A 17,519-nucleotide genomic window follows, 5' to 3' on the forward strand; every position below is an offset into this window, starting at 1 on the left:
GCATGATCGACCGGCGCGACTTCATTATTGCTCTCGGCGCTACAGGACTGGTGACCGCCTGCCAAAGCGGGCCACCGAAACCGTCCACAGTCACCGTCAACGTGAGCGGTCAAGCCGGCATGAACCCCGGACCCGACGGCGGCGACAGGCCGGTGACGGTTCTGGTCATGCGATTGAAAAGCACGGGCAAGTTCAACTCGGCCGACTATTTTGCCCTGCAGGGCGACGCGGGTTCGGCACTGGCCGGCGACCTCATCGGCTCGGACCAGCTTTCGGTCGGCCCCGGGGCCGCGGCATCGAAGACGATCACCGTCGAGCCGGAGGCTACCGCGCTCGGATTCGTCGCACTTGTACGCGAACCCACCGGCCGCACCTGGCGGACGACGAAATCGATTTCGCCGGGTTCGACGGTGACAATCACCGTGACGCTCGGCAGCGGAGGCATTTCGGCCTGACCGGGCCATATCAGGAGTTGTCGATGCAGAGAGTTGCCGCATGACCGACTCAAACAGGGTGCTCTGGTCCGAAGGGCTGTTCCTTCGGACCCAGCACTTCCAGCAACAGGACCGCTTCTTCGAGGCGACGGTGCGCGGCGCGCTGCAGGCCGGGCAACTTCACACCTACGGCTTTCGCACACTCACCCTGGACCCTGCCCTGCTTGAGGCCGGACAGGTCGCCGTCCTCTCTGCGCGTGGTATCTTTCCCGACGGCACACCTTTCGCCATTCCCGACACAATGGACGCGCCGAAGCCTCTTGCCGTGACCGCCGACATGGGCGGCGGTCCGGTGCTGATCGCAGTGCCGTTGGAGCCACCGGGGGGCGTCGGCTTCGATCCGGCGCATGCCGAGACCAGCGGCGCGCGTTATCGCGGCCGCATCGTCACAGTCCGGGACGCCGTGCAAGGCGGTTCGGATCCCGAGGAGATCGAGGTCGCCCGCCCGCAGGCGTTGCTGCTCGCGCCCGGGAAATCAGTCGGCGGCTACACAGCTTTGCCGGTCACTGAAATCACCGGCCTGCGCGCCGACGGTGGCGTGGCCGTCGATGCCAACTTCCTGCCGCCAACGCTCGCGACCGGCGCTGTCCACTGGTATGCCCAGCTTCTCCAGGAGGTCATCACCGGTCTCGACCAGATCGCCGAGGCGCACGCCAAGATGGTGCTTGGTGGTCCCGGCCGCAGCGTCGAAGACTTGTTGATGCTCAACCTTGCCAACGCCGCGCGGCCGCGACTGGCGCATATGCTGGCGCAGGACATATTCCATCCCGCCGAGCTCTATCTCGAGCTTGCCGGCCTCGCTGGCTCGATGGCGACCTATGGCTCGAATTCGCGGCGCCTCGCCGAACTGCCGGTCTATGATCACATGGCGCCGGGCCCGGCCTATTCAGCGCTTGCCGACACATTGCGCTCGCTGATCCTGAGCCTGCGTTATGTCGAGCCGAAATCGCGGGCACTGCCGGTCATGCGCCATTCCACCAACGTCTGGAAGGTACGTATCGACAATCCAAAGCTGCTTGTCGCCAGCCGCATCGTCATTCGCGTCGGCTCCGAGCTTTCGGAGGATGCGCTGCGCAAGATCTTCGTCAACCAGGCGACCGTGGGCGCGGCCAGCGAATTCGAAGGCCTGTGGAAGTCTCGCCTGCCGGGCATTCCGCTGAAGCCGCTGCATTCGCAGCCGCGCGAAATCCCCTATGACGGCGACCGCCTTTGCCTTGAACTCGATCAGAGAAGCGAGCACTGGGCCTCCCTCCTCGACGCACCCGGATTCGTCATTGGCGTTTCCGGCGTGCTGCCGAGCGAGCCGCAGGTCGATTGCTATTCGGTGAACAGGTGACGCGATGAGCCAGGACGATCCTTTCGGCTTGTCGGAGGATCGTGAGCGTACCCGCATACGCATGATCGGCACGCCGTCGCCGCGCATGCCGATGCCGTTTTCGTCCGCGCCGCTGAAGCGATCGCGGGCCCACCCCAACACGCTGGTCAATGCGTTTTCCGCCTTGCTGGAGTTCGCGCCCGAGCTTGAAAACGCACTGCCGCCTGAGAACCCGGAGCACCTTCGCACGCGCCTGCAGGAAGAACTCGTGCGTGGGCGCGATGCGGCTGTTGCGGCCGGATCGTCTATCGAGCGGGCGGATCAGGCCGCCTGGTCTGTCGCGGCCCTGCTCGACGATCTCGCGCTGAACACGCCCTGGGGCGGCGCGAGTGCCTGGCCACGCCAGCCGCTGGTCGTCATGCTGCGCGGCGACGTCGATGCCGGCGCCCAGTTCTTCTCGCGCCTGGAAGAGCTCGAACGTCACCCCAACCGCGACAAGGAAATGCTGGAGCTGCAGTACCACTGCATGGCGCTAGGCTTCCGCGGCAAGTACCGGGTGCCCGGCCGCTCGGGTGACAGGTCGTTGAATGCCGTGCGTGTCGCCGCCGCCCGCTTCCTGCGCGATGCCGATGCCGAGGATGCACCGCTGTCGCCGAACTGGCGCGGCGTTGTCGCCGCCGACGAGGCGCCGCGCTTCATAGTGCCGATATGGGTGATGGGTGTCATCGCAGCTGTGCTCGCAACCGCGATTTACATCGGCTTCTCCCTGGGGTTGAGCAACCAGGCCGTCCAGCTCTCGGCGCTGGTCCGTGCGCTACCACCGGCGGATCGCGCCGAGGTCTTGCGCACGGCGCCTCAGGCGGAAGCGCCGCCGGTCGAGACCGTCGACTTCGCGTTGCTGCCGGAGTTCGCCGCGGCTACGCCCGAGGGTCTTCGCCCGGCGCTCAAGGGTGCCGAAAGCGTGTCGCTGGCCCGTCTCGTCATCCAGGCTTCAAATCCGGAGCTGTTCCAGTCGTCACGCGCCGAACTAACCGATGGCTTCCAGCCGCTCATCGAGGCGATCGCCAAGGTGATCGTCGAGAACCAGGAACTGATCGGCAACGTCACTGTTGTCGGCCACACCGACGGCATCCCCCTGCAAAGAACCAACCCGCTTTCCACCAACCAGCGCCTTTCGGAGGCCCGCGCTGCAACCATCGCCGACATGCTTGTCCAGAACGGCGTACCGCGTGATCGCGTGCGTTCGGAGGGGCGCGCCGCCACCGACCCCGTTGCCGACGACGGCACGCGCGAGGGCCGCGCGCTCAATCGCCGCGTCGAAGTGCTGGTCGAAAAGAGGCTGTGACAAATGTTCATCCTGCGCTTCTTCTGGTCGGTACTGACATCGCGGTGGCTCTGGACGCTGATTGGCCTGACGCTGCTGTCACTGATCATCTGGATCTTCGGCCCCATCGTCGCCGTCGGCCAGAGCACGCCCTTTGCGTCCGAAACCGTGCGCATGGCGCTGATTGCGGGCCTCGTCATCCTGTGGCTGATCTGGCTGATCCTGGCGCAGCGCCGCGCCATCCGAGCCAATCGCATGTTCGTCGCCGAGATTGCCGCAGCTCCGGTGGAAAAGCCGCTGACGGCGGGCGAACAAAGCGTTGCTGCGGTCGGCGCCAAGTTCCAGGGGCTGATGGACGAGATGAAACGGCGCAAGCTCGGCGGCCGCAAGTTGCTGCGCGACATGCCGTGGTACGTCATCGTCGGCCCGCCTGCCACCGGCAAGACCACGGCCTTGCGCCAGTCCGGCCTCAATTTCCCGATCGACCTCACCGACGACATCCAGGGCGTCGGTGGCACCCGCAACTGCGACTGGTTCTTCGCCGAGCACGCGGTGCTGATCGACACCGCCGGGCGCTACGTCCAGCAGGAAAGCCAGCCCGATGTCGATGCCGCCGAATGGCTGGGCTTTCTCGACCTTTTGAAGAAGCACCGCGGCCGGCGCGCCCTGAACGGCGTCATCGTCGCGCTGTCGATCGATGCGTTTTCCGAAGGCGACGAGGCCATCAAGGCGCATGGCCGCAAGATCCGTCGTCGCCTTGCCGAGCTGAACGAGCGCCTCGAAATCCGGCTGCCGGTCTACCTGATGCTGACCAAGGCCGACCTGATCAAGGGCTTCGAGCCTTTCTTCGGTGGCCTCTCGACCTCAGCGCGTGAACAGGTCTGGGGCACCACCTTCGCGCCGGACGCACGCGTCGACGGCAAGATGGTAGCAAGTGAAATCTCGTTGCTTGCGACCGAACTCGAGCGGCGCCTCGTCCCCCGCCTGGAAGATGAAGACAGCCTCGCCGCCCGTGCCGAAATCTTCAGGTTCCCGGCCCAGGTCGAAAGCCTGTCTGAACCGATCCGCCTCCTCGTCGAACAGATCTTCGGCGAAAGCCGGTATGAAGACAGCGCCTGGCTGCGTGGCGTCTACCTGACCTCGGCCACGCAAGAAGGTGCGCCCATCGACCGGCTGACCGCCGCGCTCTCGTCTTCGTTCGGCCTGCCGCCACGCCGCGCCATGTCCTCGCCGCGTGTCGAAAAGCGTAGCTTCTTCCTCAAGAACCTGTTGACCGAGGTGATCTTCAAGGAAGCCGGCCTCGGCATGTTCGATCCCTTGGCGCAGCGCCGCCGGACGTGGATCTGGCGCGGTGCTGCGGCAGCCTCGGGAGCGGCGGTACTGCTCGCCGGAGCGCTGTTCGGGCTGTCCTATTACGACAACCGCAATGCCATCGCGGCCCAGGCCGGCCAGTTGGAAGCGCTGCAGGCGCCGCTCGCGCCATTCGCCGCGGCCCCCGCCCCGGTCGATGCACCCGACATCGACGTCGCACTAGCTGCCATGGACGAAGTCACCAATGCACGCACGCCGCCGCCCAGCGGCTATCGGGACCTGGTTGGCCCAACAGCCGCGCCGGAACTGCTGCGTGCCCAGGCCGACAGCTACAACCACGCCCTGCGCAACATCCTCGAACCGCGCATGGTCGCCCTTCTGGAAACGACGATGTGGCGCCAGGTCCGCGATCCCGAGTTCATGCTGGGGGCGCTCAAGACCTACCGCATGATGACTGGTCTTTCCCAGATGGACGCCGATTTCGCCCAGGACTGGTGGGTCAACGACCTGCCGGAATTCGCGCCCGTCGCACCCTTCCCGACGCCCAACGCCGAAGAGCACCAACTGGCTGCCATCCGCCGCATGACGATCGACGCAAGTTATGTCGCGCCCGATCCGGCACTGGTCGCCGAGGCCCTGAAGAGTGTCTGCACCATCTCGCTGCCGGCGCGCGCCTACAAGCAGCTGCTGGCCGATCCCGCCGTGTCCGAACTGAAGGAATGGATTCCGGCCAACTTTGCCGGCCCCAACGGTTCCAAGGTGTTTGCTCGCCGATCCGACAAAACGATGCGTGTCGGCCTCCCCGGCGCGTTCACCTATGCCGGCTTCCACGATGTCATCCTCGACCGGCTGGAGGATGTCGCTGCACAGGCTGCCCTCGATCGCGCCGTTTTCGCCGGCGGCTGCGAGGAGAATTCAGAGACCTCCGTGTCGGCGCTGTCGGAAGACATCCTCAAGCTCTACTACGAGGATTTCATCGCCCAGTGGGACAGCCTGTTGCGCGATATCCGCCTTTCGCCGTTGACCGACCTCAATGTCGCCAGCGAAAATCTCAAGGACCTGTCGAGCGCCGATTCAGCGCTCAAGCGCCTCGTCACGGCCGTCGTCCACGAGACCGATCTCATCCGCTCCGACGAGGAGCCGGCCGGCGACAACAAGGCTGCCAACAAAGGCGCATCCAAGCTTCTGGGCAAGCTCGGCAAGGTCGGCAAGCTTGCCAAAGCCGGCGCCAAGCTGCTGCCGCGCGCCGGCTCGGCGGCGGAAGTCGACATGACGGGCACCCTTGTCGCCGAGCACTTCAAGCCGCTGAAGAGTGCCGTCGCCGAAGTGGACGGCCAGCCGCCCATGCTCGATGCCGCTGTCGTCGCCCTCACCGCATTGTCGAACGTCCTGCAGACCGTCACCGCCAATCCCGATCCCCAGGACGCCATCAAGAAGCAAGGCGGCCTCGCCGAACTGACCGGTGCCGTCGCCCGCCAGGCGCAGATATTGCCCGATCCGATCGACGACTGGCTCGGCGGCATCGCCGGCGACACCAGCGGCTTGACGGAAAAGGCTGTGACCTCCGAACTCAACGCCATCTGGCGCGCCGATATCCTGCCGTTCTGCCAGGCAGCGCTGACCAACCGCTACCCGTTCAGCCCGGAAAGTGCCGTCGACGTCAACGTCCGCGATTTCGCCCGACTGTTCGGCCCTGGCGGCTTGATCGACGCGTTCACCAACGACCACCTGATCAGCTATGTCGATACCGCCAAGCAGCCATGGACCTGGCGCGCAGACATGGGCCTGGATTCCTCGGCACTCGCCGCCTTCGAGCAGGCCCGCCGCATCCGTGACGACCTTTTCCCGGGCGGAACAGGTCCCTTGATGAGCTTCACGCTCGAGCCCAAGGACCTGTCACCGACAGTCACCCGCGTTACGCTCAATCTCGATGGCCAAAGCCTCGTCTACTACAACAACGCCACGCGCCCGCAGCCGATGACATGGCCCGGCAAGGACGGCACCGGCACGATCTCGCTGGCTTTCCAGCCCATCGATGGTTCGCCCGAAGTCATCGTCAATGAAACCGGTAGCTGGGCCTGGCTCCGGCTTTTGACCAAGGGCCGCTTCACCGGCACATCGCTTTCCGACGTCTACAATCTGCGCCTCGGCGCCAAGAATTTTTACGCCGACTTCGAGCTCAAGGCAGCAAGTGTGGAGAACCCCTACAACCTGCAGATGTTCAAGAGGTTCACGTGCCCGCAGAACATCTAGGCACCGGATTCTACGGCAAGATCCCGGCGACCGGCGACTTTGTCGGTCGGGGCCTGCCGGGCGACTTCGTGCGCGCATGGGACCGTTGGGTGGCAAGCCACCTCGCTCCTTTGCAGACGTCGGGTGCCTGGCCCGAAGACCTCGCGCTGCGCTTCCTGCTCGGACCAGAAGCGAATGGCCCGATGGCCGGCATCGTCGTGACGAGCAATGATCGCGCCGGTCGCCGATTTCCGCTGACCGTTGCAGCCCCCCTCTTCGCCGCCAAATCCGGCGTGACTGACATGGCAGCGAAATGGTTCGACGACATCGAGATGGCGGCCGACGCGGCACGCTATGGCTATGTCAGCGCCGACGAATTCGCCGCCAGCCTTGCCACATTGCCCTTTCCGGCACCCGACATGAGAGGCGAGCCGGTGCTCGGCATGGTTTTGTGGGCAGGTGGTTCGGTGCCGTTAGACGTCGACCCGACGGCCCCGCAAGTGGCCTTGGACCGGCTGCTCACGGCAAGCTGGGAGACCAGCTGATGCAGATCTGGAACCAGACCGGCTACGTCCACCAGTTCACCGTGGCCATGGACAAGGCTGCCCACGAATACATCGTCGTCGTGGTCAAGGGCACGTTCGACTTTCCCGAAACCCTGGGCGGGCCAGTGCGCAAGTCGGCCGAGCAGGTTCCGCTGGTTTTCGCCGACACGCAAACGGGCGAGCCTGGCTATTCCGCGACTCTGTGGGAAACCGATTTTGCCTTCCGCAAACCCCGATGCGACGTCATCGCCAATGGCTGTGCCTACGCGCCCGGCGGCCGGCCGGCGGAACGGGTGCCCGTTGGCATCAAGATCGGCAACTGGTCGAAACTCTTCGAGGTGGTGGGCCATCGCGAATGGCGAGCAATCGGCCCCGTCTTCACCGCGACCGCGCCGCAGCCCTTCCTGAGGCTGCCGATCAGCTACGACGTCGCCTGGGGCGGCGTCGACAAGCTGGACCCCGAGGACAAGATGCCGGGCGTCTACGCCGCCAATCCGGTCGGTACCGGCTGGTCGCGCACGAAGAACCAGCGCTTCATCCCGGGCCTGCGATTACCCAACACGCAGAAGGTCGACGAGGAAGTCCGCTCGCCCTTCGGCGACTACACGCCGATGAGCTTCGGGCCGATGGGTCGCGGCTGGCCCGGGCGCATCGAACATGGCGGCACTTACGACGACAACTGGACCAAGAACATCTTCCCGTTCCTGCCGCCTGACTTCGACGAACGCTACTTCCAGATGGCCCCGCCCGATCAGCAGATCGACCATCCCAGGGGCGGAGAAGAGGTGCAGCTGGTGAACCTGACGCCGGAGGGCCGGGTGAGCTTCAGGCTCCCACCAACTGGGCTCGAGATGACCCTGTTCAAGCATGGCGCCAAGAGCTTCGAGGGCGTGCTGTACCCCGACGCCATCCTTTTCGACCCGGAGAACCGTCGCTATCAACTGGCCTGGCGCGTCGCGCAGCGGATCGAACGCACGATCCTGGATTTTACCGAATGCTGGGTCGGGCCACCTACCGAATCCATGTTGCGGGCGCGGGCTGCCGGCCGGACGTTCGTCCGCGCCGACGGGGTCGCACCAGAGGAAGAAGAGGCATGACCGCAGGCGTCGCAATCATCTCGATTGGGATGGCCACGGCCGTCGGGCTCGGTGCGCCTTCGGCATGCGCCGCGATGCGCGCGCGCATAGACGGTTTTCAGGAGACGCGCTTCAACGGCTCACCGGAGGGATGGCTGACCGGCGCGCCGGTGCCGCTGCCGCGCAACTGGATCGGCGAGAAGCGCATGGCGCATCTGGCGGCAGGTGCCATCACCGAGGCGTTCGAAGGCGCACCGGAAGCGCGCGGCCAGACAGCACTTATTCTCTGCCTTCCCGAGGAAAGCCGCCCGGGCAGGCCCGTGCGCGACAACTCCGGCCTCCTCAGGCGGATCGGCGAAATCGTCAAGGTTGAGCCTCACAGCCGCTCCCGCACCGTGGCGCATGGGCGCCCGGCCGGGCATGTCGCATTTGATCATGCCCGCAGGCTGCTGGCATCCGGCGAAGTGCCCTATGTGATGATCGCCGGCGTCGACAGCTATCTGACCGCGCCGACAGTTTCCCACTATCTCAAGGGACGCCGCCTGCTGACAGCCGATAACCCGAACGGTTTCATTCCCGGAGAGGCAGCCGCTGCCGTGTTGTGCACACGATCGAACGGCGGGACCTTCCAGCTTTTCGGCCTCGGTCTCTCCCGCGAAACAGCCTCGATCTACAACAAGGACGATCTGCCCCTGCGAGCAGATGGCATGACGGCCGCCTATGACGCGGCTTTTCGCGAAACCGGCATCGACATGAACCGGCTCGGCTATCGCATCTCCGACCTCGTAGGCGAGCAATACTGGTTCAAGCAGACCGCACTTGCCTCGATCCGACTGCTGCGTGGCCGGCACGAATTCCAGGATTTGTGGTCGCCTGCGGAATCGCTTGGCAATATCGGCGCCGCAGCCGTTCCGATGATGGTGGGCATGGCCTGGACTGCGGCAGCAAAAGGCTACGCGGCGGGGAATCCGGTGCTCATAGAGGCTTCGTCGGATGACGGCGCGTGCGGCGCCGCGGTGTTTGCCACGAGGAGAGCGGTATGACCGTATATGCCAACGGTCTGGAGATAGCCTGCAAGGCGCAGGCCAACAAGATCATCGCCGCCTTCCCCTATGTCTGCTTCACACCGCCTCAAACGCCCGCGACACCGCCCGGTGTACCGATCCCCTATCCTACGTTCAGCATGGATGACGACACTGACAGCGGCACCAGCACGGTCAAGATCGGTGGCAAGACGATCACGCAGAAGAACAAGTCGTACTACACGAAATGTTCGGGCAACGAGGCCGGTTGCGCACCGAAGAAGAACATCATCACCTCGGTGAACACGGGCAAGGAATACGCCCACGCCTGGTCCGGCAACGTCAAGATGGACGGCGAACCCATCAGCCGCTTCTCCGACATCGGTTCAAATGACCACGCCTCGCCGACCGCTGGCGGACCGCCGATGCCGAACATCTCCAAGGCGACCGTGGCGACCTTCAAGTGCAGCATGTTGGAGATCAAGCCTTACAACCAGCTGAAATGCCCGGAGGGATATGAGAAGGAGCACACGACGGAAGTACGCTTCTTCACCGCCAAGGGTGTGCGCGACCTCACCCTGGACTGCTGCCAGGCCTATGACGAAAGCAAGGCCCCGTGCATCTGCATGAAGGCGAAATGGGTTCCGGGCGAAGCTGCCAAGGCAAAGAAGGCTGGGGCCACCGGCAAAGTCATCGGCAAGGGGTCGAAGACGCCTCACAACCTCAAGACCCAGGAAGCGGCCAAGTGGATCAAGCTCAACCAGGAGGGCAAGCTCGGTGATTTCAACGAGAAATGCGCCAGGGCAACGGTCGACAACATGGATGACCCGAAAATTCCTGACGAAGTGAAGGATGCTGCCGCGGAGTGCCTCAGGAAAGCGAACCAGGACTATCAGAAGAAGAGCATGGGCAAGGACGCGCAGGAGGTGAAGGACACGAAGCGCTGCGTCGACACCTGCCCCAAGGCAATCGACCAAGGCCGTCTCGCCGGAGTTGCCAAGAAGCGCTTGAAGAAGGAGGCCGTGAGCCTCGGAAAGGACCCGAAGAAGGTCGTCGTCAGGGCGTCCGACGTCGCCAAGTCTAAGAAGGACTGCCCTTGAACCGGATGATCTCCGCCTAGCCAACCGCCAGGGAGGCGTTAGCCATGATCGGTAAGCTGAAGATGGACAAGGAAGAACTGGAAGACTTCGTCGAAGATGAGGACACCTCGATCGAGTGCCTTCAGGTCGCGCCGATGGGCAATGGCAAGGTGGCCATCCTGTTCCTGCTCGCGGACTCCGACTATGACACCACGGTGTCAGTCATTTTCGTCGTCGACGACTTCAATCCAAAGACCGCAAAGGGCGTCCTGTTCACGTCCGAATGGCTGACGTCGTTGTCGGCGTCGCCCTCGGGCGAACTGTTTGCGCTCGAGGCGACCATCTGGATCTGGCGCTATGGCGGAAAGCAATGGACACGCGATCAGGTCGGCACCGAGAGTTTTCGCCAGGTCTGGGCCGCGGATGCGGGCGGCGCCATGATGGTCGGCTCTTCCGGCGGCGCGGTAAGGTTGGTCGGGGACGACTGGCATCCGATCACGCCGATCACCCAGGCTGAATATCTGGACATTCACGGCGACGCGAAACACGGCATTTGGGTTTGCGGAAAATCAGGATCGGTTCACAAGCTCGTGGGCTCGACATGGCAGCCCCTGGAACTCCATCGGCAGGAATTGTTCTATGGCATCGACGTCGCTGCGGACGGCACCATAAGGGTCGCCGGCGAAGACGGAACTTGCCTACGCATCGTCAATGAAGAGGCGATCGAGATCGAACCGGCTGATGCCACCACCCACCTCGCCGTGCGGACCCTCAACGGCAAGGCCTATTGGGGCGACGAGGGTGGCATCGGCGTGGAGAAAGGCAACGCCATTGTGCCGCTGGAGGTGGAAACCGGCACTGCATCAGATATTCGGACCGACGGCGAGTATCTCTATGTAGCCGGGACCGACAGCGCCTGGCGCTTCGACGGCAAGAAATGGAAGTCGCTGTCGCTTGAGTACGACAACGGCTTCAAGCTCGCCTGATTGAGGACCCTGGCGGCCTGGCGCCGAGGATCAGACTCCGTTGACGCTGAGATAGGCTCGGACCTTGTCAAGGTCGAGTTCCTGGATCCTCTTCGGCGCACCGGTCTGCAGCATGCGGAGCACGAACAGTTCCCCGGCCTCCGGATACTCGGCATAGATCTCCTCGGCGATCTCCCGTCCCGCCTCACCGGCAACGCGCAAACCGTCGATATGCGCATCCAGCCGCTCGACCAGCCGCGCCAGCCGCTCCTCGTCCATGTCAGGATTCTCGTCCGGGTGCAGCAGATGATGGTCGTAGACCGTCCACAGGAACGCTGCCATTTCCGCATGCTGCCGCACAATCTCGCGCAGGACGATCTTCGGCATCAGTTTAGGTTTACAGAGCCGCCACGGATGCGGTTGGCCGCGCTGGCATGGCTGGTGACGTATGTGCCGCGAATGGTGATATGCCCATCCTTCTCCATGATGATTGTGGCCTTGCCGCAGCGCAGTTCCAGGCGCTCGCCGGCGACGATCTTGACCAATTCGCCGTCGCGAACGACCTGCGGCGTTTGTGACTTGCGTGCAGGCGCAACGATGCGGCCGACGATCAGCGGCCGGCCAGGATCGCCTTCCTCAAACAGCAGCGCCACCTCCGCGCCAATCATATCGGAGCTCATCTCGGTCAGACTGCGAGCCTGCGCCGCGGTCTCCTTGGCATTGCCCGGGAACACAACAAGCGGCGCCTCCCCGTCGAAGCCGAGGAAAATTCCGATCACAACCCCATCAATGCGCTTCACGGTCCTGGTCATTGCTGCCGCCCTCAGTTCTGTTTGATCTCCGATCCCTTCATGGTGATATCGCTCGAAGCCTTTATGTTGATCTTGCCCGATCCCTTGATACTGATGTCCTTGCCTTCGATCGTGATCGTGCCATCCTTTTTCATCGAAATGCTCGCCGAGCCGCACTTCAGCGCAATGGCGTCGCCGGCCTCTATCAGGAACGTCTTGCCGACATTGATCTTTCCGTCCTCGCCGATCTGAACCATGCTCGCCTTGGCGATCCGCAATTCGTAGGCGCCACCCACCTTGCTTCCGTCGTCGGCGGTGATTTCAGTGCGCCTTCCCTTGCCGACCTTCGATTTCTGGTCGCCGGCGATGTTGAAAGTCTGGTCCGCGCCGATCGTCACCTCCTGATTTGAGGCGATATTCCAACTATCCGCGGCACCGATCTGGTGGGTTTGTGCAGCACCCACGGTGACCGCGCGCGTTGACCCGATCGTGTTGGTCTGCGCGGACCCTACCGTGCGCGTCTCCGTGGCGCCGACCGTATCAACCCGCGCAGCGCCAACGGTGATCGCCTGGGCAATGGCGACAGTCTGTGCGTGGTTGGCGCCGATCGTCTCGGTCGAATTCGAGCCAATGCTGATGGTCTCGTTCGAGCCGACGGTCAGCGACCGGTTCTTGCCCACCGTTTCCGTATCGTTCGAGCCGATATCAGTCGTCTGGTCGACGCCAACCTTGACAGTCTTGTTGTTGCCGACGTCCTCGTCGAGGTCGTGGCCGACGGAATGCTTGGCGTCGTGGTCGATGCGGTCGGACTGGTCGTGCTGGACCAGTTTGGTGCGGTCGTTCTTGACCAGAAGGTTGTGGTCCTTCTGGGCCTGGAAATTGACGAGCTCGGAACCAGTCTTGTCCTCGAACATCAACTCGTTGTAGCCGCCGCCTCCCTTTGATGAGTTCGACTTCCAGCCCGACTGCGTCGCATTTCCGGGCAAGCCATAAGGCGGCATCTGGGCGGCGTTGTAGACACGGCCTGTGATGATCGGCTGGTCCGGATCGCCTTCGATGAAATCGACGATGACCTCCTGGCCGATGCGCGGGATCTGGATGAAGCCCCAGCCGCTGCCGGCCCAGGTCTGCGAAACGCGCACGAAACACGAACTGTCCTGGTCCTTCTTTCCCAGACGATCCCAGTGGAATTGCACCTTCACCCTGGCGTACTCGTCGGTAAAAATCTCCTCGCCCGACGGGCCGACGACGCGCGCCGTCTGTGGCCCGCGCATGATCGGACGCGGCGTGATCCGAGGCGGGCGATATGGCAGGCTGGTCGGCGCGACGCCGAGGACCACCGTGAAGTTTTCGCCCTCCGTCTGTATGCCGCTGCGGTAACCCGGATCGAACACCCGGTACTCGACGCTTAGCACCAGATACTCCTGGTTCTGGTCGTCGCGCGGAAAGCCGTCAAGCTTGAAGGTGCAGCCTGAAAACAGCCCGCGCACGGTACCCGCTGCGGCAATGCGCTGGTGCACGGCCTGCAGTTCCTCGCGGCGTACGCCGGCGATCTTGTCGCCGCGGCCGGTATCCAGATGGGCGCCGGGGTGGCGGTAGTTTTCCCCTGCTGCGAGTTTGTGGCCGAACGCCTGGTCGGACTTGGCCATCAGGCTGGCATCCGGCTTCTTGAAGTCGTAGTCGGTGTGGGTGTAGGCGCCGGGCCTGACAGAGCTACCGGGGATCCACTCGGTGATGTACTCGACGTCGCGGCGCGCGCCCTGCCCTTCGAAATGATACGGCACCTTCTCGTAACCCGGCGCCGGCTTGAGTTTGTTCATCGCGTCGGCAAGGATCAGCGTGTGCTCGCCGTCGCCATGCTCGAAGAAATACATGATGCCTTCATGCTCAAGCAGGCGTTGCACGAAATCGAGGTCGGTTTCGTCATACTGGACGCAATAGTCGCGTGGCGGATACGACCCTTGCAGCCGCTTTTCGAACTTCGCCGAGCCGTATTTCGAGAAAATCTTCTCGACGATCTCGACGACGCTCATGTTCTGGAAAATGCGGCAGTCCGTGGCCGTGCCGAGAAACCACATCCACGGACGGACCACGGCTTCGTAATACACTTGCCGGTCCTCGATGCGGGTCAGGCGGAAATCCGACACCAGGCCGCTGAACCAGCGTTTCGGATCGGACTCGCCCTCGACTGAGACGGCGCCGCCCAGCATCTTCAACGGATCGATATCAGGATCGCTGCTGACGAAGCCGACGGTGTAGGCAAAACAGCGGCTGACCTCGTCGCGACCGGTCAGATGGGTGAATGTCAACGTCTCGCCGAGCGGTGTCCGGACCACAGTCGCGCGATCGTTAGCCATGGCGTCGTGCCTCTCCGCGGGGACGGCCGGACATCTGAGTTGAGCTTAGCACAAGTTTTTCAACCGGCCAAAGCCGGCACGGCGCAGGCGTCAAACCTGCCGCGCCCAAATGCCCTGTGCTGCGGTGGCAGCAAACTGCTAGAATAAAATAAGGAATTTGGACGAGGCTGCCGGAAACAGAGGTTTGGCGGACGAATTCGGATGCTCATCACTTTGACCATCGAGAATGTCGACAGGCTGCCGAATGGCGGACCGCTATTCTACGGTTCGAATGGTCGCAGCTTCGCCATCGGGCGCGAAAATCGCGACTGGAACCTGCCCGACCCCGACCTCTTCATCTCCGGCCTGCATTGCGAAGTCCGCTACGACAGGGGCACGTTCTGGCTCTACGACGTCTCGCGCAACGGCACGTTCGTCAACGGGTCGAGCCAGCGCGTCACCGACCCGCATCCGCTCATCCATGGCGACCAGCTTTCGATAGGGCGCTACATCGTCTCGGTCGCGGTAGAAGATGATCGGAACGCCAGCAACGACTGGGGCAATCCGATCCCGGCCCGCCATGTCGGTGACATCGGCCAGCCCCCGCCACAACTCGCAGATCCCTTCTTCGGTGGCGCGAGCAACGGCCAGGCCGCGGCCGGCGTCGCGGCGCGTCAGCCAGTCCAGCATGCGCGCGCGCCGCAGCCGATACCAGTCCAACTCGCTCCCGCGCCGCAGCCGCAAAGGCCGGAGGCCACTGAACTGCTCCGGCTCATCGCGTCTGGCGCAGGCGTTTCCGCCGACATGTTCCTGCAGCGCGATCCGAAGGATGTCGCGGCCGAAGTCGGCGCCGTGCTGCGCGCGGTTGTCGACGAGCTTGCCCTGTTGCTCAAGGCACGCGCCGCCGCCAAGGCGCTCGCCAAGAGCAGCCAGCGCACGATGATCGGCGGCGTCGACAACAACCCGCTGAAGTTCATTCCGCGCTCGGAAGAAATCCTCGAGATCATGTTTGCGCAGCGTCGCTCCGGCTATCTTGACGCCAGGCACAGCGTCGAGGAGGCATTCCGCGATCTCAAGACCCATGAGCTCGCGACCTATGCGGCGATGCAGGCGGCGTTGTCGCGGCTGCTTTCGGAACTGTCGCCTGATGCCATCGAGCGGAAGCTGCCCGCCTCGGCCTTCGTGTCGAAGAAAGGCCGCGCCTGGGACATGTTTGTCGCGACATGGGAAGCCAAGGAAGCCGCGCACGAGAACGGCATGCTCGACGTCTTCTTGGCCTATTTCAGCGAGGCCTACGCCAAGTCGGCGAACAAGAAGTAACGTCGCCCGACGAATCCGATCTCTCAGTCGATCCTTCCGTTGCTCCTGCCGGCTCGGCCACGGTTCCCATCGGCTTTTCCTTGCATTACGATGCGTTGTTGGCACGTGACCGGAGGCGTCTGCGGCATTGTCATGGCATGGCAGCCGTCGCGCGAAAGCGGGTAATCGGCGATGAGTTCGAAGGACGATCCTTCCGGCTCCGACGGCAGAACCGTCATTCGCGGATCGCCGCACCGCGTGTCGCGACCAGACCAATCGCCACTGCCCGCGTCGCACCCCCCAGCTTCCGATCCGACCATCATCTACACCGCCGGCGCCGAGCGGCAGATGCCGGCTTCGGGCACGGTGATCTATCAAGGCAGGCCTCTCGTCGAAGGTTCTGACGACACGGCTCGCAACAGCCGCAAACAACGCAAGCAGGCAACAGCGGCGGCCGGCACTTCACAGGACGCCCTGTTCGAGGCCGCCGAGCGTGTTCAGGTTGCCGGTGCCAACCCGCTGATATCGGCCGCGACACCGCTTCTGATCCTGTTCGGCCATCTCAGGACGGTGACAGTCGAAACCGACCCGGCCGTGCTTGCTCAGTACGTCGCCGAGTGCATCGACGAGTTCGAATGGAAAGCCGCCGAAGCGGGCGTGACCGAAGACGACGCCCACATCGCGAAATACGCCCTTTGCGAGACCGCAGACGACATCATTGCTAACCTGCCGGGTCTAGGGCCCAACATATGGGCGCAGCACAGCATGTTGTCGCGCTTCTATGACATCGATGCGCCGGGCAACGGCTTCTTCGACGCACTCAACTCGGTGCTGGCCGATCCGGCGGAGCGCGGCGACCTGCTCGAACTGATGCATGCCTGCATGTCGCTCGGCTTCGAGGGCCCATATCGTGGCGTGGCCGGCGGCGAACAGAGCCTCGAGCCCGTTCGCCAGGATATCTATGCCGCGCTGCGCTATTTCAGGCCGCTTGCCGACGAGGGCATTTCCCCGCATTGGCAGGGCCTCGCGGCCACCGTGGGCACCCGGCGCCCCTACCGGCTGCCGCTGTGGGCGATCGCCGCATTAGCGCTCGCCTTCGTCACTGCCGCCTTTTTTTGGATGCGCGGCGGCGTCACCCGGGACGGTGACGCGCTTGCCGCGACATTGCTGGCACTTACTCCTGCCACGCCTGTCATCATCGAACGCACCGACTTCGCCCCTCCCGTCGAGCATGCCGAACCGGACGCGAAAGCCGAGCCTGTCGAAGCGGCTCCGACCATGGCGCAGATCTACCGCATCCGAGCAGCACTCGCCGACGATATCGGCGCCGGCGGGCTGACGGTCACCTCGAAGGGGGAGTTCATCGTCGTCGAGATCAACAACGAGCTGCTCTTCGAATCGGGCAAAGCCGAGACAAGGCCTGAATTCACGCCCGTGGCGGCACGCATTGCCGCTGCATTCGCCAGCGAACCGGGTCCGATCAAGATCGTCGGCCACACCGACAACGTGAAGCCGCGCCAGTCCAGTGCCTACAAGTCGAACTACGATCTCTCCGTTGCCCGGGCCGAAGCGGTGGCGAAAGCCCTCGCCCCGGGGATCGGCGACGCCACGCGGGTAACTGTCGAAGGAAAGGGAGAGGACGTGCCGATCGCCGACAACGCGACCGCCGACGGTCGCGCCTTGAACCGGCGCGTGGATGTCATGATCCGGCGGGAGGACACGCCGTGAGC

The 17,519-nt window shown here is 63.8% G+C and carries 14 protein-coding genes; 11 read left to right on the forward strand and 3 right to left on the reverse strand.

The genetic code is table 11. The annotated features are described in order from the left end of the window. Positions 1–2: 2 nt before the first annotated feature. Genes tssJ through J1C56_RS03505 form a run of 9 tightly spaced genes read left to right on the forward strand, consistent with a single transcriptional unit; the run spans position 3 to position 11,384 of the window. A complete protein-coding gene (gene tssJ, locus J1C56_RS03465) occupies positions 3–455 on the forward strand; it encodes a type VI secretion system lipoprotein TssJ (protein ID WP_214385977.1) in 453 nt (150 codons plus the stop codon). Positions 456–495: 40 nt separating this feature from the next. Continuing rightward, a complete protein-coding gene (gene tssK / locus J1C56_RS03470) occupies positions 496–1,830 on the forward strand; it encodes a type VI secretion system baseplate subunit TssK (RefSeq protein ID WP_214385979.1) in 1,335 nt (444 codons plus the stop codon). 4 nt (positions 1,831–1,834) lie between these two features. Further along, positions 1,835–3,154: a type IVB secretion system protein IcmH/DotU gene (icmH, locus tag J1C56_RS03475; RefSeq protein ID WP_214385981.1), complete on the forward strand. Its 1,320-nt coding sequence runs from the start codon at positions 1,835–1,837 to the stop codon at positions 3,152–3,154. Positions 3,155–3,157: 3 nt separating this feature from the next. Further along, entirely contained in the window at positions 3,158–6,697 is a 3,540-nt protein-coding gene (tssM, locus tag J1C56_RS03480) for a type VI secretion system membrane subunit TssM (RefSeq protein WP_214385983.1), read from the forward strand. Next, positions 6,679–7,221 carry a type VI secretion system-associated protein TagF gene (gene tagF, locus J1C56_RS03485; RefSeq protein ID WP_214385985.1) on the forward strand — a complete coding sequence of 181 codons (543 nt, stop codon included), beginning with the start codon at positions 6,679–6,681 and terminating at the stop codon, positions 7,219–7,221. Before tssM ends, tagF begins: the two co-directional genes overlap by 19 nt. Beyond that, positions 7,221–8,318, forward strand: a complete 1,098-nt coding sequence (locus J1C56_RS03490) for a DUF2169 family type VI secretion system accessory protein (RefSeq protein ID WP_214385987.1) — start codon at positions 7,221–7,223, stop codon at positions 8,316–8,318. Before tagF ends, J1C56_RS03490 begins: the two co-directional genes overlap by 1 nt. Next, on the forward strand, positions 8,315–9,340 hold the full coding sequence (locus tag J1C56_RS03495) for a 3-oxoacyl-ACP synthase (RefSeq protein WP_214385989.1): 1,026 nt from the start codon (positions 8,315–8,317) through the stop codon (positions 9,338–9,340). Before J1C56_RS03490 ends, J1C56_RS03495 begins: the two co-directional genes overlap by 4 nt. After that, positions 9,337–10,419: a PAAR-like domain-containing protein gene (locus J1C56_RS32740; RefSeq protein ID WP_246591091.1), complete on the forward strand. Its 1,083-nt coding sequence runs from the start codon at positions 9,337–9,339 to the stop codon at positions 10,417–10,419. Before J1C56_RS03495 ends, J1C56_RS32740 begins: the two co-directional genes overlap by 4 nt. A 44-nt stretch (positions 10,420–10,463) precedes the next feature. Further along, positions 10,464–11,384 (forward strand): hypothetical protein, encoded by a 921-nt coding sequence (locus tag J1C56_RS03505; RefSeq protein WP_214385991.1) that lies wholly within the window; start codon positions 10,464–10,466, stop codon positions 11,382–11,384. A gap of 30 nt (positions 11,385–11,414) precedes the next feature. Here J1C56_RS03505 and J1C56_RS03510 read toward each other — a convergent pair whose 3' ends face one another. From J1C56_RS03510 to J1C56_RS03520, 3 genes are read right to left on the reverse strand one after another with little or no spacing between them, the layout of a single operon-like run. Continuing rightward, positions 11,415–11,750: a hypothetical protein gene (locus J1C56_RS03510; protein ID WP_214385993.1), complete on the reverse strand. Its 336-nt coding sequence runs from the start codon at positions 11,748–11,750 to the stop codon at positions 11,415–11,417. Continuing rightward, positions 11,750–12,175 (reverse strand): DUF6484 domain-containing protein, encoded by a 426-nt coding sequence (locus J1C56_RS03515; RefSeq protein WP_214385995.1) that lies wholly within the window; start codon positions 12,173–12,175, stop codon positions 11,750–11,752. Before J1C56_RS03515 ends, J1C56_RS03510 begins: the two co-directional genes overlap by 1 nt. 11 nt (positions 12,176–12,186) lie before the next feature. Next, positions 12,187–14,511 (reverse strand): type VI secretion system Vgr family protein, encoded by a 2,325-nt coding sequence (locus J1C56_RS03520; RefSeq protein ID WP_214385997.1) that lies wholly within the window; start codon positions 14,509–14,511, stop codon positions 12,187–12,189. 201 nt (positions 14,512–14,712) lie between these two features. Here J1C56_RS03520 and tagH point away from each other — a divergent pair, with 201 nt between their 5' ends. Then, entirely contained in the window at positions 14,713–15,810 is a 1,098-nt protein-coding gene (tagH, locus tag J1C56_RS03525; protein ID WP_214385999.1) for a type VI secretion system-associated FHA domain protein TagH, read from the forward strand. 171 nt (positions 15,811–15,981) lie between these two features. Beyond that, entirely contained in the window at positions 15,982–17,517 is a 1,536-nt protein-coding gene (tssL, locus tag J1C56_RS03530; protein WP_214386001.1) for a type VI secretion system protein TssL, long form, read from the forward strand. Positions 17,518–17,519: the final 2 nt, after the last annotated feature.

It is taken from the genome of Aminobacter anthyllidis, assembly GCF_018555685.1.
Taxonomy (GTDB): domain Bacteria; phylum Pseudomonadota; class Alphaproteobacteria; order Rhizobiales; family Rhizobiaceae; genus Aminobacter; species Aminobacter anthyllidis.